The following is a 23,776-nucleotide window of genomic DNA, read 5'->3' as shown; positions in this document are numbered from 1 at the left end:
AAGGTTATTTATGATATCCATGTGCGCCGGAAGCGCTCCATTGCTGTTGCCCTGATCCGGAGAACAGCCGCCATCCGGTGGTATCTGAACGAAACAGCAATCCGGCAATGAGGCTTGCAAATAGAATGAACCAACGGAAAGAAAACAAAGGTGATTCCCGCTGAAATGGGTTGAATTTATTCATCTTCGCTTGTTATAAATGCTGAATATGGACTGTTTGACCAGCGTTGTCTTTCGCTGAAATAAGTTGAAAAATATTTGAAGATAGGCCACAGCAGCAGGAGCCCTATACAAATAAACAGGTTCCTGGTATTGGGCACATCGTAATGGGCTGTGATCGTATAGCTTTTTAAAGGATAATAGGCTGTTTCTCTGGTAGCCTCCAGTTTCAGCGTATAATCGCCATGAGGTACTTCGTTGATAAAGAAGGTAGCATTCTGACTTCCTTCAGACCACCTCTCTCCATCTTCTACACCGCTGTAATATTCCACGCCTTTATTAACGCTGTATTCAGTACCGGTCTTTATATCGACGAGTGTTGCTTCCAGATCCATCCAGGTATTCTCCACGGGAGAATTGAGATCCAGCATGATGTTGCTTTTCCCTTTCTCCAGGTGGATATCATTGATCACGGCAGCTTGCATAGTGGAAGAATCGGAGAAGTAAATTTCACGAACGAACAGTTCCCGTTCGCTGTTGCCGGATGTGATGGCCAGATGTAGCAGGATCAGTACTCCTATTGCTATCAGGGTATTTCTGACCAGGATCATCAGGTCGATATAACCATTCGGTTGTACAGCCCCTACGCCGACTTGTGTAGGGCGGATAATGGCATCTCCCAGAGCTTTTTTTAGTTCATCAGCGTCTACATGCCATCCTTTGAACCAGACAATACCTTCTGTGGGGCTTTGTTCCCGGTTCCACATGATGGGGGGTGAAATAAACTCCCAGCACTTTACCTGGGTGTCGTTGAAGGCATTGCCGGGAAACTCTCCTCTGGCAGTGACGATATTATAACTGTAAGAATTGAACAGATCAAAACCCTTCCCATCATAGTTAAACCCGCCGGTACTCATATTTTCCGGAACTGGTGTCTTGCCCTGTTCCCGCAGGTAGATCCAGTGACCATCATACTCGCTCAGAAAGGCATATCCTTCCTGCTCATTGAATAAGGTATATTCACGCCATTGTGATTGGTATTGGTTTCGTTCCTCTTTGACGATGAAACCGATCACCTTGTAGGAAATTCCTTTTATGATACCGGTTGCGCCCAGTGTGATGGCTGGTTGAACTTGTATGCCATTCTTCCCGCGCCTGTTAAATTCAAGATTGTTCTCATACACATACCGGTGGCCACAGTTGCGGCATACACAGCTTTGTGCATAGGGGAAAGTGGCAACATGTATATTACAGCCACAGGTACACTTAAATTCCCAGCCCGGGTTGTCGTAGGTACGTGTCTGTTCCAGGGCCAGTGATGTGAAGTCGGTATAGTGTACTTCAAAGGCTGGCTGCACTTGTGACCAGTATTCTATAATATGTAAAAGCTGTCCCTTAGCGCTTGAAAAATCATAGGTAATAAAGGTACTATTGCATTCAGGGATGAAGAGTTCTCCTTCCACGTCCCACTTCTTACATTGGTCCTTACGCAGCAGCATGTATTCGTCCTTATTCAACAGCTTTTTTCCGCCGGGCGCCAGTTGTTTGATCGCATCCCGGGCCAGCTCGGGAGGTGTGGCTACAGGCAGGAGAACAGCATACATGCCATATCCTTCCATGAGGTATGCAGCTGTTTCGTCCTCGAATATAATAGTCCAGTAACTGAACACTGTTTCTGATGTCCAGATCCTGAAGCGGCCGCTTACCCTGAATGTTTTGCCTTTCCATTGACCCGTAGTGCCGGGCGCAATAACGGACGCCTTTTCGGCAATCACAGAGAATGGCCTGGGTATGATCGTACCATCAGTCATTCTGTTCAGCACCGTTCCGCAGGTGCATACCCGTACGGTGGCGTGCCGGGAGCTAAAGGTGACCAGGTTACTGCAGGAAGGACATTTGTATGTATAAGGGATCTCTGTCATTGATTAGCGTTTGAGGAATTGTTCATGTTCAACAGCCGCATTAAAATGAGCTTTGATCGCGCTGTATATATTATCTACTGTACCGTCGTTATTCCGCAGGTAATTGCTGAGGTAAATATCAACATTGATCTTTCCATGCTCCGGCCAGGTATGTATGGACAAGTGGCTCTCACTGAGACATACCACTCCCGTATAGCCGGCAGGGGAGAAATCATGATATACTTCGCCCAGTTTTTGTAACTGATGAGTAAGAATGAGTTCGTCCGTCAGGGTTTTGAATGCCGTGAAAGTATTAAGTAGTTGATGCTCAGTTGTATATAGTGTCGCAATAAGGTGGGTTCCCTTGTTATATTCCATAAGTATCCCGGATATTCGGGGACCAAAATAAGGAATCCCGGTGATTTATACCTGAAAACCGCTATTCTCCACCCTTACAATTTAATCTACTTTTACATCGTAATTATCACACAACATTAAATGAAGCAAAAACCATCACTTGCCTTTATTGCTACTTCCTGGCTTGCATTATCAATAGGAGTGTTAGGTTATATCATTGGACTGTGGAATGCTGAAATGCAGCTTAATGAAAAGGGGTATTACTTCACCATATTAATGTATGGTCTTTTTGCAGGTGTATCTGTGCAGAAATGTGTGAGAGATCGTCTGGAAGGGATACCGGTAACAGATATCTATTATGGTATCAGCTGGGTATCTACCATTTTATGTATTGTATTGCTGGCAGTGGGATTATGGAATGCGACACTGTTACCAAGTGAAAAAGGTTTCTATGCCTTCGCCTTCCTGCTCAGTATTTTCGGCGCTATCAGCGTACAAAAGAACACTCGTGATACCCAGGCTGCAAAAGCGGGTATCGTAACCGGAGACACGACAATCGAAAGATAACCCACCCAAATTATTGATGGCATAAAGGATAAGGAGCCTGGTAGCAATGCCTTGCTCTATCCCAAAAAATTAAACCATATCTTTTATGAAAAACCAAACGTTGGCTATTATTGCCTACATCACATTGATTGGATGGATATACAGCTATGTCCAGTATAAAAGTAACCCGGAGAAAAGCAGGTTGGTGCGCTATCACCTGAATCAGGCACTGGGTATTTTTATCTTTACTGTGATTTTATGGACAGCCATTAAGGTCATTTCAGTAATTGTTCCATCAATAGGCTCAATATTAGCGGTAGCCGGCCTTCTTCCATTGGTCTTAATGACCTTTGGCGCTGCAGCAGCGTCCAAAGACATCTTAAGTCCTATCCCCGGAGTTGGAAAATTGTTTGAGAACAGTTTCGTTTAATGAACAGAACTGTTGCGGTATTTGCATGACCGCCAAAAAAATAACTATATCCTAATACCCTATACTGACATGAAAAGTAAACCGTGAAACTCCGTCCTGGAGTTTCACGGAACTTCCCAAAACTTCCATTATTTGTAGATCTCAATCGTTATTTTTCCTTCAGCGGTCACCATACCCCTGTACATTCCTTCGGTATTGAAAGGGAGTGCGGCACGACCATTTTTGTCCAAAGCTATCAACCCACCATTCCCTCCAAGCGTACCTACTTTCTCTATGACGGCCTTACCGGCCTCCTGCACTGTTAACCCTTTATATGCCATCAGCGCAGACAGATCATAAGCCACCACACTACGGATAAAAAACTCTCCCCAGCCGGTACAGGAAACAGCTACTGTATTATTGTTCGCATAAGTACCAGCGCCAATGATAGGCGCATCACCGATACGACCATATTTTTTGTTGGTCATACCTCCGGTAGAGGTGCCTGCAGCCAGATTGCCTGCTTTGTCAAGTGCCACGCAGCCTACCGTACCAAACTTGTTATCGATGTTCTCGACACCCAGTTTGCCGGCGGGCTGATAACTATGATCCAGCCTGCTTTTCATTGAGTCTGCTTTCAGCGCTTTCTGTAATCCTTCCCAGCGTTCCTCTGTACGGAAATAGGAGGGATCCACGATCTCCAGTCCTGCTTCCTTCGCAAACTGTTCTGCACCGCGTCCTGCCATCATCACATGTTCTGATTTTTCCATTACCGCCCTGGCTGCAGAGATAGGGTTACGGATTGTTGATACACCTGCGACCGATCCTGCTTCCAGCGTTTTTCCATTCATAATGGCTGCATCCATTTCATTGCGTCCGTCGTGCGTGAATACAGCGCCCTTCCCTGCATTGAACAGTGGATTATCTTCCAGCACACGGATAGTAGCTTCTACTGCGTCCAGGCTGCTTTTGCCGGCCTGTAACGCATTATAGCCAGTCTTCAGTGCTTCTTCCAGGCCAGCTTTATAAGCGGCTTCTTTCTGGGCTGTCATATTCTTTTTCAGGATAGTGCCTGCACCGCCATGTATGACGAGCACGTATTTTTCCTGGTGGGTGCTGTCGTCAGCATAAGCGGTGTTGGCGCGCGCCTGCAAACTGCTGCAAATGACCAGCAGCCAGGCGGCAGATCGGAGAAGGGAAAATGTTTTCATACTGACTAAATTATAAAATATGCCTCACTTTCACTGGGACACTATGGGACACTTTGTTAATGCAGATGTTGCAAATTAATAATCCGTTTTGCGCAAACGTTTCCATACATTTATTGAAATGTGTTCCACCATTATGAATTACAGGATACAAAACCGGTTATACGCGCTTTCATTTTTGATGATGTTGTTGCTCATCAGCTCCACCTCCCGGAGCCAGGAGCTCATCAACCGTATGGCCTTGGTGCAGCGGCATAACGTTGTTAATAATAAATTCGATTCACTTTCCTCACTGACCCTCGGTAATGGTGGTTTTGCTTTTACTGTAGATATCACCGGACTGCAATCCTTTCCTGAAGCTTATAGCCAGGGTGTGCCGCTTGGCACCCAATCTGAATGGGGATGGCATAGTTTTACCGATACAGCAGGTTACCGCTTTGAAGAAAGTCTCAAAACATATCACTTGCATAACCGCGATATCACCTATGCGGTACAATGGAATACACCCGAACGTAATAAACAGGCTTCAGACTGGTTCCGGCAGAACATGCACCGTTTGCAGCTAGGCAATATTGGTCTGCAGATCCTGCTAAAGAATGGAACTGCCTGCCGCTTATCCGACATCAAAGAAATATCCCAGGAACTGGATCTCTGGAATGGCGTGATCAAAAGCAAGTTCACCGTAGAAGGCAATCCTGTACAGGTCCTAACCACCGTACATCCTGAGACAGACCTTGTAGCAGTCAGGATCGAATCACCTTTGCTGAAAGAAGGCAGGATAAAATTGCAGATACGTTTTCCTTATCCCACCGGTACCTTTTCTGATGCTGGCGTAAACAGGGCGTATCCCGAAAAACATGTATCCCGTGTTGTAGAAGTAGGGCAGCGTTCTTTCACAATGGAACACAGTCTTGACAGAACGCGTTACTTCCTGCAGGTAGGCGGTTCAGACGCCATGACACTTGCCCAGCAACAGCGGCATGATCATATCATTACGCCGGTTACCACTGGTGCCCGTTTTGACTTTGATTTCCGTTTCAGCGAAGAACGGCCTTCCGCTATGCGTACCTTGCCTCCCTTTGAGACCGTACGCACCCTCAGCGAAGATCACTGGCTGCATTTCTGGCAAACAGGCGCCGCTGTAGATTTTGAAGGAAGTACGGATCCGCGTGCATTTGAACTGGAACGCAGGATCGTCCTTTCACAATACCTGATGGCGGTACAATGTGCTGGCAACATGCCTCCGCAGGAAACAGGGTTGACCTACAACAGCTGGTTCGGCAAACCCCACCTGGAAATGCATTGGTGGCATGCTGTTCATTTTGCCTTATGGAACCGCCCTGACATCCTGGAGAAAAGTCTGCAATGGTATGCTACCGTAGCCGCCAAAGCGAAAGCTATCGCAGAACGACAAGGATATGAAGGCATTCGCTGGCAGAAAATGACCGACCCCCAGGGTAATGAGAGTCCCTCTTCTGTAGGCGCTTTCCTCTTATGGCAACAGCCGCACTTTATCTATATGACGGAGCTGCTGTACCGCCATTACCACGACCATGGCACATTGAACAAATATAAAGACCTGGTATTCGCTACTGCGGATTTTATGGCTTCATTTGCAGCCTACGACAGTATCACACATCGTTACATACTGGGCAAGGGAATGATCCCTGCACAGGAGCGCTTTAAACCGGAAAGCACCTTCAATGCCACCTTCGAGCTGGCCTACTGGCGCTGGGGATTAACCACTGCCCAGGAATGGCGTACCCGCCTCGGACTGCCCCGTAATGCCCGCTGGGATGCTGTACTGGATAGTTTGTCGCCGCTCCCGCAAAAGGATGGCCTTTACCTGGCTGCTGAAAGCGCACCTGATTCATACACTAATCCTCCATACATGACAGACCATCCTGCTGTATTAGGCGCTCTGGGAATGTTGCCTGCTCGACCTTACGTAGACACTGCCGTCATGCACCGCACTTTCAACAAGATATGGACGTCCTGGAACTGGCAGGAAACCTGGGGCTGGGATTTCCCGCTCACGGCCATGACTGCTACTCGTCTGGGTTTACCAGATAAAGCAATTGATGCCTTATTCATGCCTGTAAAGACCAACACCTGGCTACCTAACGGGCATAACTACCAGGATGAACGTCTGCGCCTCTATCTCCCCGGAAATGGGGGCCTCCTTACTGCTGTCGCCATGATGTGTGCAGGCTATGACGGCTGTACGCAGGCATTGCCTGGTATTCCCGACAATGGCAAATGGCATGTGATGTGGGAAGGGCTGCACACCATGCCCTGATATGGGCATATCCACGATTTATGATCCATCCACGTAAAACTATATATACATGAAGATGCATCTTTTAGCCGCTACTATCCTGCTGAGTCTCAGCAGTTATCTGCCTGCCCGGGCACAATCGCTGCCGTCGAAAAAGGAAGTGCTGAAAACCCTGACCCTCGTTAACCGTTACTTCATGGAGAAATGGCCGGACGCCAGTAAGGAGATCGTGCTGCACAAAACCTGGCCCTCCAATATCTGGACGAGAGCCGTCTATTACGAAGGACTCATGGCATTGTACCGGATCGATCCGCAGAAAAGCTATTACGATTATGCGGTACAGTGGGGCGACAAACACCACTGGGGCCTCCGTGGTGGCATCACTACCCGCAACGCCGACAACCAGTGTTGTGGTCAGACTTATATCGACCTCTATCTCATAGACAAACAACCTGAACGCATTCATGATATCAAGGCCTCCATCGACACCATGCTGGCGACAGACGTTATCGATGACTGGGACTGGATTGACGCCATCCAAATGGCGATGCCGGTAATGGCGCGCCTGGGAAAGCTGTATAATGACACTGCTTATTTCCATCGCATGTACGACATGTATGCGTTTACCAAGTTCAAACATGGTACTAATGGTCTTTATAATCAGCAGGAACATCTGTGGTGGCGGGATAAGGATTTCGTGCCTCCCTACAAAGAGCCTAATGGTGGTAACTGCTACTGGAGTCGTGGGAATGGCTGGGTGTTAGCTTCGCTTGTCCGCACGATGGAATGGCTGCCGAAGTCTTCGCCTTATTACAATATTTATCTGCAGGATTTTAAGGATATGTCTGCAGCGTTGATCAAATTGCAGCGTGAGGATGGTTTCTGGAATGCGAGCTTGCATGATCCGACCAATTTTGGTGGGAAGGAACTGACGGGGACTTCGTTGTTTGTGTATGGTATGGCGTGGGGGATCAGGCATGGGTATCTTGATAAGAAGGTATATCAGCCGGTAGTGGTGAAGGCGTGGAATGCGCTGATGAAGGAATGTGTGCATGATAATGGTATGCTGGGGTATGTGCAGAGTACGGGGAAGCAGCCGTCTGATGGGCAGCCGGTGACGTTTGATAAGATTCCTGATTTTGAGGATTATGGGTTGGGGTGTTTTCTGCTTGCGGGGACGGAGATTTATAAGAGTAAATAGTTTGCGCCTTTTTATTGCTATGGCGTTACCGCTGTTCTAGCGTCCGTTCTATCGGAAATGCAAGTGTGGGCTTGCAGGGTTCTTTGAAGTTTCTTGCTATTTAATAACATTTGCTATGGCGTTACCGCTGTTCTAGCGTCCGTTCCATCGGAAAAGTAAGTGTGGGCTTGCAGGGTTCTTTGAAGTTTCTTGCTATTTGATAGCATTTGCTATGGCGTTACCGCTGTTCTAGCGTCCGTTCTATCGGAAATGCAAGTGTGGGCTTGCAGGGTTCTTTGAAGTTTCTTGCTATTTGATAACATTTGCTATGGCGTTACCGCTGTTCTAGCGTCCGTTCCATCGGAAAAGTAAGTGTGGGCTTGCAGGGTTCTTTGAAGTTTCTTGCTATTTGATAACATTTGCTATGGCGTTACCGCTGTTCTAGCGTCCGTTCCATCGGAAAAGTAAGTGTGGGCTTACTGGCTGAGTTCTTTGAAGTTTTCTTACTATTGAACATTGGAAGGTCGTATTGGGCTTTAGATTATTTATTAAACCCCTGGTGCAACGTATCAGCATTAACTTCAAACAACTTAGGCCAGCAAGCTCCACCTTACTTTTCCTGATTCCACTCCCCGTTAATAGCTAGAGTTTCCGATTGTTTGACCTATTGGAAGAATAATTCGTTGCAAGGCGCATATTTTTGATGCGCTTATTATAAGGGATTTAATAGGACTGCGGAACGCTCTTATTATTTTGACGCCCCTTCCTTCTCCTTCCCCTCACACTCGAGAACGGGGAGGGCTACTGGCATAGACTAAAATCAGGACGTCTTCCATTACCGGGACGACCTAAACATAGGACGGTTTCAGGTGGAGACTGCTGGCCTAAGTTCGTTGAAGTATGCCGACGTGTTGCACCAGGGATTTAATATATAACCAACAGCCCAATACAACCCCCTATGTCCCATTGCAAGGAACTTCAAAGAACTCAGCCAGCAGTCCCACCTGAAGTCCGTCCAGTCGTCCCAGCCCCAAATAAAACCACACCTGAAGTCCATCCAGCTGCCCACCCCTTAATAATAACCCGTCCCGCAATAACCGAAACTTCAGAAAAAATTCCGTTTTCGAGCAAACATTCACCATTATTTACACCATTTTTACGCCCATCTGGCCAACTCAGCCCGTACTGCGACTGCTTATGACTATTAAAAAACTCATTGGAAAATTACACCTATGGCTCGGCTTCATCTCCGGCCTCGGCGTTTTCATCATCGCCATCACCGGCTGTATCCTCGCATTCCAGCAGGAAATAGAAAGTGTGACGAAGCCATATATGTACAGCGCCAGTAAGCCAGGTGCAACGCCATTGTCGCCGTCAGTCTTAAAGGAGATCGCAGTTAAACAGGTTAGCCATAAACAACCGAATGGTATCAACTACCCAGGAAAGGATAAAAGCGCTTCTGTGATGTTCTACGGCGCTAACCCGGATTATTACTACCAGGTCTTTATGGACCCATATACCGGTAAAGTGATCAAGGTATGGAGTGAGGAAGAGGATTTCTTCCACTTTATATTACATGGGCACTACTACCTGTGGTTACCGCCAGCAATAGGTCAGCCGGTAGTGGCTTCTGTGACACTGATTTTCTTTATCATGTTAATTACGGGGCTCGTGTTATGGTGGCCGAAAAACAAGGCTGCCGCTAAGCAGCGGTTCTCGGTAAAGTGGGATGCGAAATGGAAAAGGGTCAATTATGATCTGCATAATGTGCTAGGTTTTTATGCCCTGGCAATAGGATTGTTGCTCGCTACTACCGGTCTGGTTTGGGGATTCCAGTGGTTCAGCAAGGCCGTATACTTCGCTACCTCCGGAGGAGAAAAGTTGCCATCGGATCTGCCGCCACTTTCGGATACGACCAAAACAGCGATGTATAAAACACCGGAAGACCTGGTATGGCAACAGCTGCGCAAGAAAGCGCCTGCAGATGCTGGCATTATGGTGTCTTATATATCCGATAAAACATCTGCCATTGCCGGATCGATCAATTACCGGCCAGGCACCTACTATAAACTGGATATCCTTTACTTCGATCAGAATACATTGACTGTATTGCCCGCCAAAGGACCCTATATGGGCGAATACGCTAAAGCCAGCTTTGCAGACAAACTGCGGAATATGAACTACGATATCCACATCGGCGCCATTATCGGCTTGCCGGGAAAGATCATCGTTTTCCTCGCCAGTCTCGTTTGTGCCAGCCTACCTATTACTGGCGTCTATATATGGTGGGGAAGACGGCATAAGAAAATAAGAAAGAGTCCTGTAACACGTTCTTCCTCAAAAATGCGAGCCTAATATTCTCTGCTTGCGGGGAAGATTATCGTTTTCCTCGCCAGTCTCGGTTGTGCCAGCCTACCTATTACTGCGTCTATATATGGTGGGGAAGACGGCATAAGAAAATAAGAAAGAGTCCTGTAACACGTTCTTCCTCAAAAATGCGAGCCTAATATTCTCTGCTTGCGGGGAAGATTATCGTTTTCCTCGCCAGTCTCGGTTGTGCCAGCCTACCTATTACTGCGTCTATATATGGTGGGGAAGACGGCATAAGAAAATAAGAAAGAGTCCTGTAACACGTTCTTCCTCAAAAATGCGAGCCTAATATTCTCTGTTTGCGGGGAAAGATTATCATTTTCCTCGCCAGTCTCGTTTGTGCCAGTTTGCTCGGACCAAAGATTCTCTATTAATGCCGGATCTCTATTCATTAACGGAGAGTGGAATCAGGAAAAGTAAGGTGGAGCTTGCTGGCCTAAGTTGTTTGAAGTTAATGCCGATACGTTGCACCAGGAGTTTAATAAATAATCTAAAGCCCAATACGACTTTCCAATGTTTAATAGCAAGTAAACTTCAAAGAACTCAGCCAGCAAGCCCACACTTACTTTTCCGATGGAACGGACGCTATAATAGCTGAAACTCCACAGCACACGCTATCAACAGCACGACCTCCCAATGTAATAGCAAGTAAACTTCAAAGAGCCAGCAAGCCCACACTTACTTGGGATGGAACGGACACTATAATAGCTGAAACTCCACAGCAAACGCTATCAAACCTCGCATCCGGAAAAATTAAGCGTAAACAGTACGTTTCCCAAAAAAAATCTCTATTTTTCGCCAGAGAGAAAGAGTGTGCAGTTAATTTAATCCACGGGTATCATAATATAGGTCTATGAGTCTCAACAACACTGCCATTGCCGCGGAGGTAGCGGCGCGTTTCCACGTTTTCAATAATCATCATATAAAGCTCCACAAAATCATGAAGAGAATTTTTGGTATTGCTGCCGTATTGCTGTCGCAACAGCTATATGCGCAACAACAGGCGCCTGCCTATCCGTTGATCACACACGATCCTTATTTCAGTGTCTGGTCGGCAACAGACAAACTGACCGCTTCCACTACACGTCACTGGACAGGTACAGAACAGTCCCTGACAGGATTTGTAAAGGTAGATGGTGTCACTTATCGTATACTGGGTGCGCCCGGACATGCATACAGGGCATTAGCCGCTACGGCTGATATGGAACCCTATCAGGTGCGTTATACAGAAACAGCGCCTGCGAAAGGATGGGAAGATCCCGCATTCGATGACGCCAGCTGGAAAACCGGCCAGGCGCCATTTGTAAAAGAGGAGAAGACTACCGGTACGCCCTGGTTCACCGATGATGTATGGGTACGCCGCACTTTCACAGTAGATAATCCTAATGTGGATAACCTGCTGCTGAAGATCAATCACGACGATAATGCGGAAGTATACCTGAATGGTGAACGCATTTATAGTTATGTAGGATGGTTAAACCATATGGAATACTTCCCCATCAGCGAAGAAGCGAGAAAGAAACTGCGTAAAGGAACAAATGTACTGGCCATGCATTGTACCAATACCAGGGGAGGCGCTTATCTCGATGGAGGTATCGTAACAGAAGAAAAAGATAAATGGGCAGATAAGATCCAGCTGGCAGAACAGAAAAACGTAACACTCGAAGCTACGCAGACCATCTATGATCTGACCTGTGGAAAAGTAGATGTTAAGCTGACTTTTACATCTCCGCTGTTGCTGAAAGATCTTGATCTGATGTCGCGTCCCGTGTCTTATGTATCATATAAGGTAAAAGCGAATGACGGACGTAAGCATAAAGTAGAAGTGTATTTTGGTGCATCTTCCGATCTGGCAGTAAATACATCTGCAGAAGAAGTAACCGCACAACAGTATACCAGCGAGGGATTGTCTATCCTGAAAACAGGCAGTGTAGCACAACCTGTACTCGCCAAGAAAGGAGATGACCTGCGTATCGACTGGGGATATCTTTATGTGGCGGTACCACAGTCTGCCGGTGCTGCGCAATACGTGACGAGGGAAGGAGTAGCTGCGTCTTCATTCGCAGGTAAAGGTAAACGGGAAACACCTGACAGAGGAAAACAGTTGGTGCTGAATACATCTGTATCTCTTGGAAAGGTAGATGGTACTGAGAAAGAACAGGTATTCCTGGTAGGATATGATGATATATATTCTATTCAATATTTTGAAGCAAATCTGAAGCCCTGGTGGAAAAAAGATGACAGCTATACGATAGAAAAAGAACTGAAGAAAGCGCAGGATGAATACGCATCTGTTATTGCGCGCTGTACTGCATTTGACAAGGAATTGTATGAGCTGGCAAAAACATCCGGTGGTGATAAATATGCAAAACTCTGTGTGCTGGGATACCGTCAGAGCATTGCTGCACATAAGCTGGTGAAGAGTCCGCAGGGTGAGATCCTGTTCCTTTCAAAAGAGAACTTCAGTAATGGTTGTATCAATACAGTGGATGTGACATATCCTTCTGCACCACTGTACCTGGTGTACAATCCTGAACTGATGAAGGGAATGCTGAATGGTATTTTTTACTTCAGCGAGAGTGGTAAATATACACAGCCTTATGCAGCGCATGACCTGGGAACATATCCACTGGCAAACGGCCAGGCATATGGAGAAGGAATGCCGGTAGAAGAATCTGGTAATATGATCATTCTGACAGCGGCAATTGCAAAAGCAGAAGGCAATGCGAATTATGCAAGACAACATTGGAAAACGCTGAGCACATGGGCGGAATATTTGTTGAAAGAAGGTTTCGATCCGGCTAACCAATTGTGTACAGATGATTTTGCAGGTCACCTGGCGAGGAATGCAAACCTGTCTGTAAAAGCAATCGTAGGACTTGGTTGTTATGCAATGCTGGCGGATATGGTGGGCGAGAAAGCAACTGCTCAGAAGTACCGGACTGCAGCGACAGAGATGGTGCCGAAATGGATGCAGCTGGCAGAAGATGGCGATCACTACACGCTGGCATTTGAGAATAAAGGTACCTGGAGTCAGAAGTATAACCTGGTTTGGGATAAGGTGTTAAACCTGGGACTATTCCCTAAAACAGTTTATCAGAAAGAAATAAAGTATTATCTGACCCAACAGCTAACGTATGGACTGCCACTGGATAGCCGTAAAAAATACACTAAATCTGACTGGATATTGTGGACTGCGGCCCTCACAGACAATCAGGCGGATTTCTCTGCCCTGGTGGATCCTGTGTATAAATACGCGCAGGAAACACCTTCACGTGTACCATTGAGCGACTGGCATGAAACAGGTGATGGAAAGATGGTAGGTTTCCAGGCAAGAAGTGTAGTAGGTGGATATTTTATGCAGATACTGGCAGGGTCGCTAAAGAAATAATTTTACAGCTGATCGGCTGAAATGTAATGGGGTAGCTATTCTACAGAGAGCTATCCCATACTTTTTTTAGTGTAGTAATCCTACTACAAAACAATAGAAAACGGGATCATATATTTGTATCAGCAACAATGAAATTTGCTTCTGTCCTATACAATAAAAAAGGCCCCACCCTTTCCCTATTAAATAAATAACGTAAGAGAAAAATCTTATTTACAATATTATACTTGATATGTTATCGCATAGAAAGTAAAGAACTTGGTTTTTATTAGGATATGGTTAGAAAGGGTTGTCATTCTTGACGACCTTTACTTTTTTATATAAAAAGAGCCCGCAAATATGACTTTGCGGGCTGCTTACTTTTTTGGGTAATGGATAATGAGGTTAGTCTATAATGGATGTTTCCCTTGGGGACAATGAATGCATGGGGAAAGCACAATGAATGAAAACCCGGGGGAAACAATGAACGATGGGGTTGAATGGATGCGAGGGTTAATGGATGAATGGGGTACGAATGAATGAATACATCCTGGGGCTACATGGATGAAAGATTAGTTTTCACTGAATTCACTGAAGAAGCGGCGCGCCACATGTTTGAACCTGTTCACATCTTCTTCGTCTTCCAGTTGTATATCTGTATGATTCGTTGTCGATTGATAATATTTTAAAGCAGCAGAAGCTATGTCCATATTGCCACTGGCATCAGCAGTAGCTTTGATATAACGGCTGTTGCTATTCAGGTAATGCAATGCTTTTATATCGAAATCGAGTGTGATGATACCGTTTATCATAATAGTATTGTTTTATACAGAGAGATATAAAAATTTCGTGCCAAAAAAATAGGCACCTGTGAAAAAGCCATTAAAAGCCGCCACATAGGATAGTTTATCAGGGAAGTTATTGCGCATCTATTCCCCATTTTGTACCTTGATCAACGGAATAAAAACTATCGTTTCATGCAACTGACCACGTTATTAAAGCCATTGCTGACAAGTTTACTGTCATGCACACTTATCCTGAATAGCTTTGCCGATGTTCGTTTACCCACTTTGGTCGGTAGCAACATGGTATTACAGCGTAACAAACCATTGAATATATGGGGATGGGGCGATAAGGGGGAAAAGGTGACCGTTACCTTTCGCAATGTTACTTTTACTGCCATTACAGCAGCTAATGGTCAGTGGAAGGTAAAGATACCTGCCCAAATAGCAGGAGGGCCCTATACAATGACCATATCCGGACATAACACGATAAAACTGGACAACATCCTGGTAGGAGATGTCTGGGTAGCATCTGGTCAGTCCAATATGGAAATGCCCGTTAAAGGATGGGGAAAAGTGTTGAACTATGAGCAGGAAATTGCAGCTGCGAATTATCCGCAGATCCGCTTTTTCCAGGCAAAACACGTCACCAGTACGACCCCTAAAGACGATATCACAGCCTGGGATGGAAACTGGCAGGTCTGCTCTCCCCAGAGTGTACCAGAGTTCTCTTCTGTCGGTTATTTCTTTGCAAGGGAGATCTACGGACATGAGCATATACCCGTGGGCGTTATTCACAGCTCCTGGGGAGGAACGGTAGCAGAAGCGTGGACCAGTGGGGAATCTCTGAAAACAATGCCCGCTTTTGCAGACACGGTAAAAGCCTATGAGCAGCTGACTCCTCCACAATCGCCGTCCAATCCCAATAAACCCACTCTTCTCTATAATGCGATGATCCATCCTTTGTTGCCTTATGCTATCCGTGGTGTTATCTGGTACCAGGGCGAGGCTAACGTTGGAAGGGCATACCAGTACAGGGAATTATTTCCACTGATGATCAAAGACTGGCGCAAACAGTGGAAAATTGGCGACTTCCCTTTCTTCTTTGTGCAATTGGCCAACTTTACGGAAAAAAAGGAACAACCTGTGGAATCTGATTGGGCGGAGCTGCGTGAAGCACAATTAAAAACACTGTCTGTGCCAAATACGGGGATGGCTTCCGCTATTGATATCGGGGATGACAAAGATATCCATCCGAAGAATAAACAGGAAGTAGCCCGCCGCCTGTCGCTTATTGCAAGAGCGAGGGTATATGGGGAGAAGATTCCGTATTCTGGTCCCATCTATCAATTGAAAACGATTTCAGGAAATAAGGTGTATATCGCCTTTAATCATAAAGACGATGGCCTGGTAGTAAAGGGTGGCAGCAAACTGAAAGGATTTGAGATAGCCGGTGCAGATAAGAAATTCCATTGGGCCGAGGCGAGCATCGTTGGCGACCGGGTAATGGTAACGAGTCCTGAAGTAGAGATGCCGGTAGCGGTGCGTTACAACTGGTCAAATAATCCCAGCGGTAACTTATACAATGGGGCAGGTTTACCTGCCAGTCCTTTCCGTACAGACGATTTCCATGGCGTTACTTACGGTAAGCAGTAAAATCTCCTGAACTAACGAATATAGTGATAACAGCTACCGGTAGTGTTGATTGTGATAACAATTTTCTGCACTGCCGGTAGCTCTTCTTATTTGCTGATACCTGGTTAACATCATTGCTTGTTCTCTGCGTCTTCTCTCCATCTTCTCTGCTGGTTCTATGCTTCTTCTCTCCAATAGTTTTTGTTAAAATAACATCAGGAATTACCTACTTTTATACCCGTTTACAAACCGACAGGAATAATAATGCGCCAGCTCGTAATAGGTCTTCTCTTCGCTTTACTGTGGGCATCAGCTGCAGTTGCCACAAAATTTGGTATCAAGGTAGCCGATCCGCTTATCCTCGCTAATGTGAGGTTTTTCCTGGCAGGAGGAGGGATGCTGATCTACGCTTATCTTATCAGAAAAGGGCAGCATGCATTACCCGAAGGAAAGGAATGGTTGCACCTGACGATCTTTGGTTGCCTGAATACTACTGTCTACCTGGGGTGTTTTGTGATTGCCATGAAAGCAGTATCCGCAGGTATCGGGACGCTGGCCACCGCTACTAATCCATTGTTCATTATGGTCATCTCGGCCTTATGGTTGAAGCGGCCATTGAAGTGGTATGAGATTGCCGGTATGCTCCTGGGGATGGCCGGCGTTGCAATAGCTACCTATCCTTTACTGCTGGACAGCCATGCTACTGTAGGCGGTGTACTGATCCTGATGCTGGGAATGTTGTCTGTATCTGTGGCCACTGTATATTATGCCCGGATCAACTGGCGGCTTTCCAGTGTGGTTATAAACGGCTGGCAGGTATTCCTGGGAGGGCTGTTATTTATTCCTATTACGGCCTTCTTTGCCAATTTTGAGACCACACATTTCAACGCACAGTTCTGGCTCTCCGTCGGCTGGCTGATCGTACCGGTATCCGTAGTAGCCTTACAGTTATGGTTCTATCTTGTGCGTAAGGATGCTGTCCGGGCATCTCTCTGGTTGTTCCTATGCCCGGTATTTGGCTTCCTGTACTCTTCCGTGCTCCTGAATGAGCCCATCACGTGGTATACCTTTGCCGGTACGATACTGGTGATTGGCGGGCTTTATCTGGCCCAGCAGGAGAAGTTCAGAAAACAGACCACTATTCCTCAAAATCAATAGACTTGATCTTGTTAGCCAGGTTGTCGATGCTTTGCAGCTCGATCTCCCGCATTTTCTTTTTCAGCATTATTGCTTCCTTTTCAGATATGATCCCATTCTGAAGCGCATTTTCAATTTTCTGCAAAAGCAGCTTTTTAGACCTTTCTACTTTCTTGACTTTGAAATATGCATTGGACTTCCGGGAAATATATTTCCAGAACAGGGACAATACAATGGATACGCTGGGCGCAATGATGACCAGCCATGATTTAAGGGGATAAGCGTCAGGTAAATTGTTGGCCAGCAGCACCAGTAAGGTACCACCTCCCGCGCCGGCTATGCTGGCAGATGTCGAAGTTGGTTGCTGGGTATTGGAAGATTGCGTGGATGGGTTAGCAACCAGTGAATTTTCTTGTTCCAACGAATGAAAATGGTTTTATAGGATACTAAGTTATGAGATAATATATAGTGGATGATGGTATTTTGACCAGGCGATAGTATAAGGTGAAATTAAAATGATGAGAACTATTTCCCTAATAATACATCGAGGGTACGGAGTATCTGTTGTGTATCATTCTGTTTTTCGAGATCAAGCACTACAACATGTCCTGATTTGTCTTCTACCACCAACGCTTTCGGTGGATACCGGCGGATTCTCTTGAGTCTGGCCGTTTCTCTGGAGGCGCGCAGCAGCGTCATGGCCAAAGATGAAAGCGAAGCGAACACCGCGATAATCACCAATATCGTAGTAAATGTAGATGACATCATATCTGATATGATTTTCTGGTTTTAGTCATAGCCATTAAAATTACGAAATTTCTGTCACAAAAACACTTAAAAGTTCTTTTATATATAGTTATGAACCGATTTAAAATTATTCCTAATCCGAGAAACTCCAAATATTTTTTTTACTCCTGTAAGTAGTTTTCCCGGAATACCTGTCTTAGAATAGATACAGGTCAATTCCGGACCAGCCGGTGATACAGGCTGGACGGGAGCATAGAAAAGGAATTGTGAATCACACGCGTAGGAACTGATAACAAAAATTTTAAAGCCCATTGAGTACTATGCCTTTGACACTAACGTTGTGAAACTGATAAGATCTTAATCGGGTATGCCATGAAGTTATCTTGATGGGTTAATTTAGGACTATACCAACATCATAGGGGTACAAATTCCACGATAATCATCTTTATATTTACCTCCGGGGGGACTAGAAAATGAAGCTCAGCGCAGTATGAGTAGCAATGAAAATATCAGAGACTGGCAACGGAAGATTGCATGTGACGGCGATGAAAAGGCTTTTTCAGAGCTGTTTCGCCATTTCTATGACCGGCTGTTATATTTTGCTATCCAATATGTTTACACCCGTGAAGCTGCCGAAGAGATCGTTTCGGATGTCTTTGTGAAGATCTGGAACCGGCGGGACGAACTGGAAAAGGTCTCCAACCTGGAAGTGTATCTTTTTGTGGCGGTCAAAAATCAATCGCTGAATTACCTGGAACAATATTCCTCCCTGCGGATCACCCCACTGAATGACGAATCCGGACTTTCTCAATTGACCAATTCTGTGGATCCGGAGCGTACCATGGAATGGAAAGAGATCCTCTTTAAGATGGATCAGGAGGTGGGTAAGTTACCGGACCAGTGTCGCCGTGTATTTAAACTGATCAAGGAAGAAGGATTTAAATATAAAGATGTAGCAGAGATCCTCAATATTTCTCCCCGCACAGTAGAAACACAATTGTTTCGCGCCATGAAGCGCCTCAATGAAGTAATAGGACCATACGTTGCCAACAGGCTGAAAACAAAAAATAAAAAACCGGATTCCTTGTAAGTAGTTTTTTCATTCTCCCGGTCCTTCTATTACAACACGTATGATAGACGAAGAATTATTTACCACGTTAGCCGCCAGGAAACTGGCAGGAGAAGCTACCACAGCAGAACAGCAGGAGCTTGAGATGATGTTGCAGGAATATCCTGAACTTCGCGAACGCTACCAGCTGCTGCAACAGTACTTCACAGTATCGGCATATCACTCTTCTGCCGAAACAGAACAGGCATTACAACGTACCATGTCCAGGATCAATATCAGTGCAACTCCTGTAAAAAGGATGTTCCCCTGGAAATGGATTGGTGTGGCCGCTGCCGCCGTATTAATCACTGCTGTTGCCGTTGTGGTACTCAGGCCCCGACAACAGCAGGCGGAAGTGGCCAGACTGATGGAAAGGCAGAATGGGAAGGCTACCAAAGCAACAATAGAACTGGCTGATGGTAGTAAGATCTGGTTGAATGCAGATAGTAAACTTTCCTATCCGGAAGTATTCAATGGTAATAGCCGTGAGGTTTATCTCAATGGTGAGGCCTTCTTTGATATTGCCGCAAATCCTAAGAAACCGTTCATCGTACACCTTTCTTCCGGCACTGTACACGTGCTTGGAACTTCTTTCAACATCCGCGCCTATGAAAATGAAGCGGTGCAGACATCTGTCAAGACAGGTAAGGTCGCATTCATTCCTGTTGTTGCCGCTGGACAGCAACCTGATACCATCTATATTACACCAGATGAAAAAGTGACTTATCGCAAAGCTTTCGCTGAGAACAAAGAAGACGCTATTGTTAGAGAAACAACATCTGCAGAAGATGATAAAGCCTGGACGGAAGGACGGCTGGTATTCCGCGACAAAACACTGGAAGAGATAGCTGCTGAACTGGAAAGGACCTTCGGCAAGAAGGTAAGCTTTGGTAGTGATGCGCCGCGTTATTACAGGCTTACAGGGTCTTTCCAGGATAACAGTCTGCAGGACATCATGTATTACCTTGCCAGGTCTAAAGCATTCCACTATTCTATTACCGACAGTACTTTGCTGATCACAGAATAATAGTTCACGTTACGTATTTAATCAATCAAATCAATCATTCACAAACAGCTGCGTTATGAAAGAAAGACCGCTACCCATGCGTTTTTCGGGAATTTTCCGCTCGTTGTTCCTGCCGCTTTTTGTCTGCATGGCCTTATTGAACATGCTGGACCTGAAGGCACAAAGTGCATTTGCTGCTGAAGCAAATCACGCTGCATATGGCCAGGGGCAACAGGTAAGGGACACAGAGAGCCCACTTGAAAACCGTATCAGTCTCCAGGTAAGCAATGAACTGCTCGGGCAGGTATTGGAGAAAATAGAAAAGCAAACACCCTATGTGTTTGTCTACTCAAATGATGAAATAAGAGCAGCACAGAAGATCTCCCTGTCTGTAAAAGACAAGAAACTGGGAGAAGTACTGGAAATGGTACTGTCGCCGCTTGACATTAAGTTTGAAATGATCAGTAATAAGATCATTTTACGTCAGGCAACAGCTACTCCTACGCAGCAGGCTGACATCACGATCAATGGCCGGATCGTTGACAATAAGGGAGAAGGTATCCCTAACGTGAATGTTCGTTTGCAGGGCACCAGTGTTGGCGCCACTTCAAATGATCAGGGTTTTTTTACGCTAAAGATCCCAGCTGGGCAAGCCAATGGTACCTTGGTCTGCTCTTCCGTTGGTTACATCCCATCGGAAGTAGGGATCAGCGGAAGAACTAATATTACCATAATGCTCACCGCCGACTCTAAGGACCTGGGAGAGGTAGTGATCACCGCTTATGGTTCACAAAAGAAAACGCAGGTAACGGCGGCTATCAATACTATCTCCACTAAAGATATTGAGGGCCGTCCTGTTGCCAATATGTTCCAGGCTTTGCAGGGAACGGCGCCTAACCTGATACTCCAGCAGAACAACGCAGAGCCAGGCGCACAAATGGTACTCAACATACGCGGCGTTGGCAGCCTGACCGGAAATGCCCCGCTCATCATTATTGATGGTGTGCAGGCAGGCCGTGACGGTTTACAGAACCTGAACCCCTACGATGTAGAAAGCATCTCCGTATTGAAAGATGCAGCTTCTTCCGCCATTTATGGTTCACAGGCTGCCAACGGTGTTGTATACATCACCACAAAAAGGGGTAGCAAAGACGAGAAACCAAGCGTTACCTACAACGGTATGTACGGTTTTCAAACGCCTACCACACTACCCGAAAACGTGGAAGCATGGGAGTATATGACACTGAAGAATGAAGCGCTGGTAAACTCAGGTAAAACACCACAGTTCTCACCAGACGATATCAGCTACTGGCATAAACGTGGTTCTGAACCCGCTTATCTGAAAGAAATGCTGCGCGACTATACACCTATGCAGAATCATAGTCTCAGCATGACTGGTGGCGGTAAATCCAGCAGCTACCTCGTTTCACTGGGATACGTGAACCAGGGTAATATGTTGCAGAATTCCTACGTAGACGAAAAGTTCTACTACAAGCGCTACAACGCCAGGGCTAACCTCGCAGTAGATGTAAGCAAATACGTGAAAGTAAATGTGAACCTTGCCTATACTAAAGGTATCAAACGCAGGCAACAGGCAGATATAGGTATCCTCATCAGGGATGCTATCCGTACGCCACGTATCTACCCCGTACTTGATACACTTGGCAATTTTGTAGTACCAGCGCTGAACAGCAACAACGTAATCGCACAGCTGAAATACCAGGGTTTCAACAAGGAAGAGAAAGACAATCTGCTGGGTGGCCTGGATATTACCATTACGCCGGTAAAGCATTTCAAACTTAATTTCAACGCGTCCGGTACCTATACGATCACTAACCAGACGGATCGTCAGAACAAGTATTCCTACGCCCCTTATTATACTACGGCCAGTCCTCCATTGTACAACAAGATGTATGAGTATGAATTCAAAGATCTTGCCTCCAACGTATATGCTACAGCAGAGTATGAAAACACTTTCGGTAAACATTATGTGAAAGCACAGGTGGGCGGCCGTAGCGATGCGATCAATGAAGAGTATGGCCTGAAGGCTACCCGCTATGGTGGTACTAACCTGGATAACGACTGGTCTATTGGTGGTGGATATATTCCCAAGCCGGATGGTACATTCGACTATGCCAACATCGGTACTTACAATGAGTTCGTCAATCCTAACCTGTACGCATTGAACTCTCTTTTTGGAAGAGTGAACTATGCCTACAATGACAAATACCTGGCGGAGTTTACCTGGCGTTATGATGGTTCTTCCAAACTGGCTCCCGGTCACCGCTGGCAGTTCTTCCCGGCTTTCTCACTGGGCTGGAGGATCACTGATGAGGCATTCTTCGAAGATTTCAAGGAGAAGTACGGTAACGTGAAATTCCGTTATTCCTGGGGACAGGTGGGTAACTCCAACATCGGCGGTTTCAACTACCTGGCAAGGGTAACCCTGAACACCGGTAAATATCCGTTCAACAATACGCCTAACACCGGAGCCGATTTCTCAGCGTACAATGAAACATTGCAATGGGAAATATCTACTATGAGCAACTACGGTGTGGATGTAGATCTCTTCAACAACAAGGTCTCCGCATCTTTCGACTATTTCAATAAAAACACCGACGGTATCTACCTGTTCCAGGTGGTACCAGGTACGGCCGGTATCGGCTCTTCTCTGCAGAACGTTGGTAAAGTGCAGAACAAAGGCTGGGAACTTACAGTGTCTTATCATGCAAAAACAGGAAGTGTGAATCACACTTTCTCAGGAAATCTATCCGACAACCTGAATAAGGTAGTGAAATATGGAGAGCAGTCGGTACAGGGCTCTGACTTCTCCTTCATTATCAAAGAAGGTTTCCCGATCGCTTCTTATTATGGATATAAATCAAACGGTCTGTACCAGAACCTGGACGATATCAAGAACGCGCCTAAAGTGCCGTTTGCTTACAACCAGCAGGTAATGCCGGGCGATATCCGCTACATTGACCGTAATGGCGATGGCACTATCGATGCAGACGACCGCTATGTATTCGGTAATCCGTTCCCACGTTATACTTTCGGATTTTCTTATTCTGCTAACTGGAAGAACTGGGATTTCTCCATGTTCTGGCAGGGAGTGGGTAAGAGAAGCCAGTTCCTGCGTGGTGATATCGTAGAAGCATTCCACAATAATGAGGACCATGCTTTCGAACAGCACCTGGACCGCTGGACGCCTACCAATCCTAACGCCAGCTATCCAAGGCTGACTATCGGTACTGCTGACGCCAACAACTTTGCGTATTCTGACTACTGGTTGTTTGATACCAAATACCTGCGCTTAAAGAACCTGCAGCTGGGTTATACACTGCCACGTAGTGTAAGCCAGACGCTGCATATCCAAAGTGCTAGGGTTTACTTCACCAGCCAGAATCTGCTGACATTCACTCCCCGCCGCTTCCGCGACCTGGGTGTGGACCCGGAATTCACGCAGTTTGATGATAAACTGTCCTTTACCAACTATAACGCTATCGCAGGACGTAGTTATCCAAATGCAGCTACTTTCTCATTTGGCCTGGATCTGAAATTCTGATAATAGTGTTCAATGTTCATT

General features: G+C 46.0%; 18 protein-coding genes. 11 read left to right on the top strand and 7 right to left on the bottom strand.

Annotated elements, in window-relative coordinates; all coding sequences use genetic code 11:
- Window positions 1-4: 4 nt before the first annotated feature.
- The 3 genes from BLR32_RS23510 to BLR32_RS23500 are packed head-to-tail and all read right to left on the bottom strand — an operon-like array spanning window position 5 to window position 2,438.
- Entirely contained in the window at window positions 5-184 is a 180-nt protein-coding gene (locus BLR32_RS23510) for a hypothetical protein (protein WP_089835299.1), read from the bottom strand.
- Window positions 177-2,081, bottom strand: coding sequence for a DUF4178 domain-containing protein (locus BLR32_RS23505; protein WP_089835298.1), 1,905 nt, complete (start codon window positions 2,079-2,081; stop codon window positions 177-179). The genes BLR32_RS23510 and BLR32_RS23505 overlap by 8 nt, the downstream gene beginning before the upstream one ends.
- Before the next feature lie 3 nt (window positions 2,082-2,084).
- A complete protein-coding gene (locus BLR32_RS23500) occupies window positions 2,085-2,438 on the bottom strand; it encodes an S-adenosylmethionine decarboxylase family protein (RefSeq protein ID WP_089835297.1) in 354 nt (117 codons plus the stop codon).
- Window positions 2,439-2,558: 120 nt separating this feature from the next.
- Between BLR32_RS23500 and yiaA the strand changes: the two genes are divergently transcribed.
- Together yiaA and BLR32_RS23490 are read left to right on the top strand one after the other, a co-directional pair.
- A complete protein-coding gene (gene yiaA / locus BLR32_RS23495; protein WP_089835296.1) occupies window positions 2,559-2,984 on the top strand; it encodes an inner membrane protein YiaA in 426 nt (141 codons plus the stop codon).
- Between the two features lie 85 nt (window positions 2,985-3,069).
- A complete protein-coding gene (locus BLR32_RS23490) occupies window positions 3,070-3,393 on the top strand; it encodes a magnetosome magnetite crystal formation protein family (RefSeq protein WP_089835295.1) in 324 nt (107 codons plus the stop codon).
- A gap of 128 nt (window positions 3,394-3,521) precedes the next feature.
- Here BLR32_RS23490 and BLR32_RS23485 read toward each other — a convergent pair whose 3' ends face one another.
- The gene (locus BLR32_RS23485) at window positions 3,522-4,583 is read right to left on the bottom strand and encodes an isoaspartyl peptidase/L-asparaginase family protein (protein ID WP_089835294.1); all 1,062 of its coding nucleotides are present in this window, start codon (window positions 4,581-4,583) and stop codon (window positions 3,522-3,524) included.
- Window positions 4,584-4,716: 133 nt separating this feature from the next.
- Here BLR32_RS23485 and BLR32_RS23480 point away from each other — a divergent pair, with 133 nt between their 5' ends.
- The 4 genes from BLR32_RS23480 to BLR32_RS23460 all read left to right on the top strand — a co-directional run bounded on the left by BLR32_RS23480 (window position 4,717) and on the right by BLR32_RS23460 (window position 13,799).
- Window positions 4,717-6,879 (top strand): hypothetical protein, encoded by a 2,163-nt coding sequence (locus tag BLR32_RS23480; protein ID WP_089835293.1) that lies wholly within the window; start codon window positions 4,717-4,719, stop codon window positions 6,877-6,879.
- Between the two features lie 49 nt (window positions 6,880-6,928).
- Window positions 6,929-8,059: a glycoside hydrolase family 88/105 protein gene (locus tag BLR32_RS23475; RefSeq protein WP_089835292.1), complete on the top strand. Its 1,131-nt coding sequence runs from the start codon at window positions 6,929-6,931 to the stop codon at window positions 8,057-8,059.
- Between the two features lie 1,176 nt (window positions 8,060-9,235).
- Window positions 9,236-10,393: a PepSY-associated TM helix domain-containing protein gene (locus BLR32_RS23470; protein ID WP_089835291.1), complete on the top strand. Its 1,158-nt coding sequence runs from the start codon at window positions 9,236-9,238 to the stop codon at window positions 10,391-10,393.
- A gap of 955 nt (window positions 10,394-11,348) precedes the next feature.
- Entirely contained in the window at window positions 11,349-13,799 is a 2,451-nt protein-coding gene (locus BLR32_RS23460; RefSeq protein ID WP_089835446.1) for a glutaminase domain-containing protein, read from the top strand.
- A 548-nt stretch (window positions 13,800-14,347) separates the two neighbouring features.
- On the opposite strand, the gene BLR32_RS23455 is transcribed toward BLR32_RS23460, so the two are convergent.
- Window positions 14,348-14,587: a hypothetical protein gene (locus tag BLR32_RS23455; RefSeq protein WP_089835289.1), complete on the bottom strand. Its 240-nt coding sequence runs from the start codon at window positions 14,585-14,587 to the stop codon at window positions 14,348-14,350.
- Window positions 14,588-14,752: 165 nt separating this feature from the next.
- Here BLR32_RS23455 and BLR32_RS23450 point away from each other — a divergent pair, with 165 nt between their 5' ends.
- The gene (locus BLR32_RS23450; protein ID WP_089835288.1) at window positions 14,753-16,213 is read left to right on the top strand and encodes a sialate O-acetylesterase; all 1,461 of its coding nucleotides are present in this window, start codon (window positions 14,753-14,755) and stop codon (window positions 16,211-16,213) included.
- Window positions 16,214-16,456: 243 nt separating this feature from the next.
- Complete coding sequence (locus tag BLR32_RS23445) at window positions 16,457-17,350, top strand: DMT family transporter (RefSeq protein WP_089835287.1); 894 nt, start codon at window positions 16,457-16,459, stop codon at window positions 17,348-17,350.
- Here the strand turns inward: BLR32_RS23445 and BLR32_RS23440 are convergent.
- Window positions 17,331-17,750, bottom strand: coding sequence for a hypothetical protein (locus BLR32_RS23440; RefSeq protein ID WP_089835286.1), 420 nt, complete (start codon window positions 17,748-17,750; stop codon window positions 17,331-17,333). The two genes, BLR32_RS23445 and BLR32_RS23440, sit on opposite strands and share 20 nt — an antisense overlap.
- Window positions 17,751-17,854: 104 nt before the next feature.
- On the bottom strand, window positions 17,855-18,097 hold the full coding sequence (locus tag BLR32_RS33835) for a hypothetical protein (RefSeq protein ID WP_143011554.1): 243 nt from the start codon (window positions 18,095-18,097) through the stop codon (window positions 17,855-17,857).
- 469 nt (window positions 18,098-18,566) lie between these two features.
- Here BLR32_RS33835 and BLR32_RS23435 point away from each other — a divergent pair, with 469 nt between their 5' ends.
- The 3 genes from BLR32_RS23435 to BLR32_RS23425 are packed head-to-tail and all read left to right on the top strand — an operon-like array spanning window position 18,567 to window position 23,755.
- On the top strand, window positions 18,567-19,166 hold the full coding sequence (locus BLR32_RS23435) for an RNA polymerase sigma-70 factor (RefSeq protein ID WP_089835285.1): 600 nt from the start codon (window positions 18,567-18,569) through the stop codon (window positions 19,164-19,166).
- Window positions 19,167-19,206: 40 nt separating this feature from the next.
- Window positions 19,207-20,211: a FecR domain-containing protein gene (locus tag BLR32_RS23430; protein WP_089835284.1), complete on the top strand. Its 1,005-nt coding sequence runs from the start codon at window positions 19,207-19,209 to the stop codon at window positions 20,209-20,211.
- Window positions 20,212-20,266: 55 nt separating this feature from the next.
- Window positions 20,267-23,755 carry a TonB-dependent receptor gene (locus BLR32_RS23425; RefSeq protein ID WP_089835283.1) on the top strand — a complete coding sequence of 1,163 codons (3,489 nt, stop codon included), beginning with the start codon at window positions 20,267-20,269 and terminating at the stop codon, window positions 23,753-23,755.
- Window positions 23,756-23,776 lie beyond the last annotated feature (21 nt).

The organism is Chitinophaga filiformis, assembly GCF_900102545.1.
GTDB lineage: Bacteria > Bacteroidota > Bacteroidia > Chitinophagales > Chitinophagaceae > Chitinophaga > Chitinophaga filiformis.
The sequence above is the reverse complement of the archived record's forward strand: the minus strand, read 5'-3'. Positions and strand labels throughout refer to the sequence as shown.

Excerpts from the sequence above, each read along its gene's own strand:
- BLR32_RS23510 (WP_089835299.1), bottom strand. The coding sequence starts at position 184 with ATGAATAAATTCAACCCATTTCAGCGGGAATCACCTTTGTTTTCTTTC.
- BLR32_RS23505 (WP_089835298.1), bottom strand. The coding sequence starts at position 2,081 with ATGACAGAGATCCCTTATACATACAAATGTCCTTCCTGCAGTAACCTG.
- BLR32_RS23500 (WP_089835297.1), bottom strand. The coding sequence starts at position 2,438 with ATGGAATATAACAAGGGAACCCACCTTATTGCGACACTATATACAACT.
- yiaA (WP_089835296.1), top strand. The coding sequence starts at position 2,559 with ATGAAGCAAAAACCATCACTTGCCTTTATTGCTACTTCCTGGCTTGCA.
- BLR32_RS23490 (WP_089835295.1), top strand. The coding sequence starts at position 3,070 with ATGAAAAACCAAACGTTGGCTATTATTGCCTACATCACATTGATTGGA.
- BLR32_RS23485 (WP_089835294.1), bottom strand. The coding sequence starts at position 4,583 with ATGAAAACATTTTCCCTTCTCCGATCTGCCGCCTGGCTGCTGGTCATT.
- BLR32_RS23480 (WP_089835293.1), top strand. The coding sequence starts at position 4,717 with ATGAATTACAGGATACAAAACCGGTTATACGCGCTTTCATTTTTGATG.
- BLR32_RS23475 (WP_089835292.1), top strand. The coding sequence starts at position 6,929 with ATGAAGATGCATCTTTTAGCCGCTACTATCCTGCTGAGTCTCAGCAGT.
- BLR32_RS23470 (WP_089835291.1), top strand. The coding sequence starts at position 9,236 with ATGACTATTAAAAAACTCATTGGAAAATTACACCTATGGCTCGGCTTC.
- BLR32_RS23460 (WP_089835446.1), top strand. The coding sequence starts at position 11,349 with ATGAAGAGAATTTTTGGTATTGCTGCCGTATTGCTGTCGCAACAGCTA.
- BLR32_RS23455 (WP_089835289.1), bottom strand. The coding sequence starts at position 14,587 with ATGATAAACGGTATCATCACACTCGATTTCGATATAAAAGCATTGCAT.
- BLR32_RS23450 (WP_089835288.1), top strand. The coding sequence starts at position 14,753 with ATGCAACTGACCACGTTATTAAAGCCATTGCTGACAAGTTTACTGTCA.
- BLR32_RS23445 (WP_089835287.1), top strand. The coding sequence starts at position 16,457 with ATGCGCCAGCTCGTAATAGGTCTTCTCTTCGCTTTACTGTGGGCATCA.
- BLR32_RS33835 (WP_143011554.1), bottom strand. The coding sequence starts at position 18,097 with ATGATGTCATCTACATTTACTACGATATTGGTGATTATCGCGGTGTTC.
- BLR32_RS23435 (WP_089835285.1), top strand. The coding sequence starts at position 18,567 with ATGAGTAGCAATGAAAATATCAGAGACTGGCAACGGAAGATTGCATGT.
- BLR32_RS23430 (WP_089835284.1), top strand. The coding sequence starts at position 19,207 with ATGATAGACGAAGAATTATTTACCACGTTAGCCGCCAGGAAACTGGCA.
- BLR32_RS23425 (WP_089835283.1), top strand. The coding sequence starts at position 20,267 with ATGAAAGAAAGACCGCTACCCATGCGTTTTTCGGGAATTTTCCGCTCG.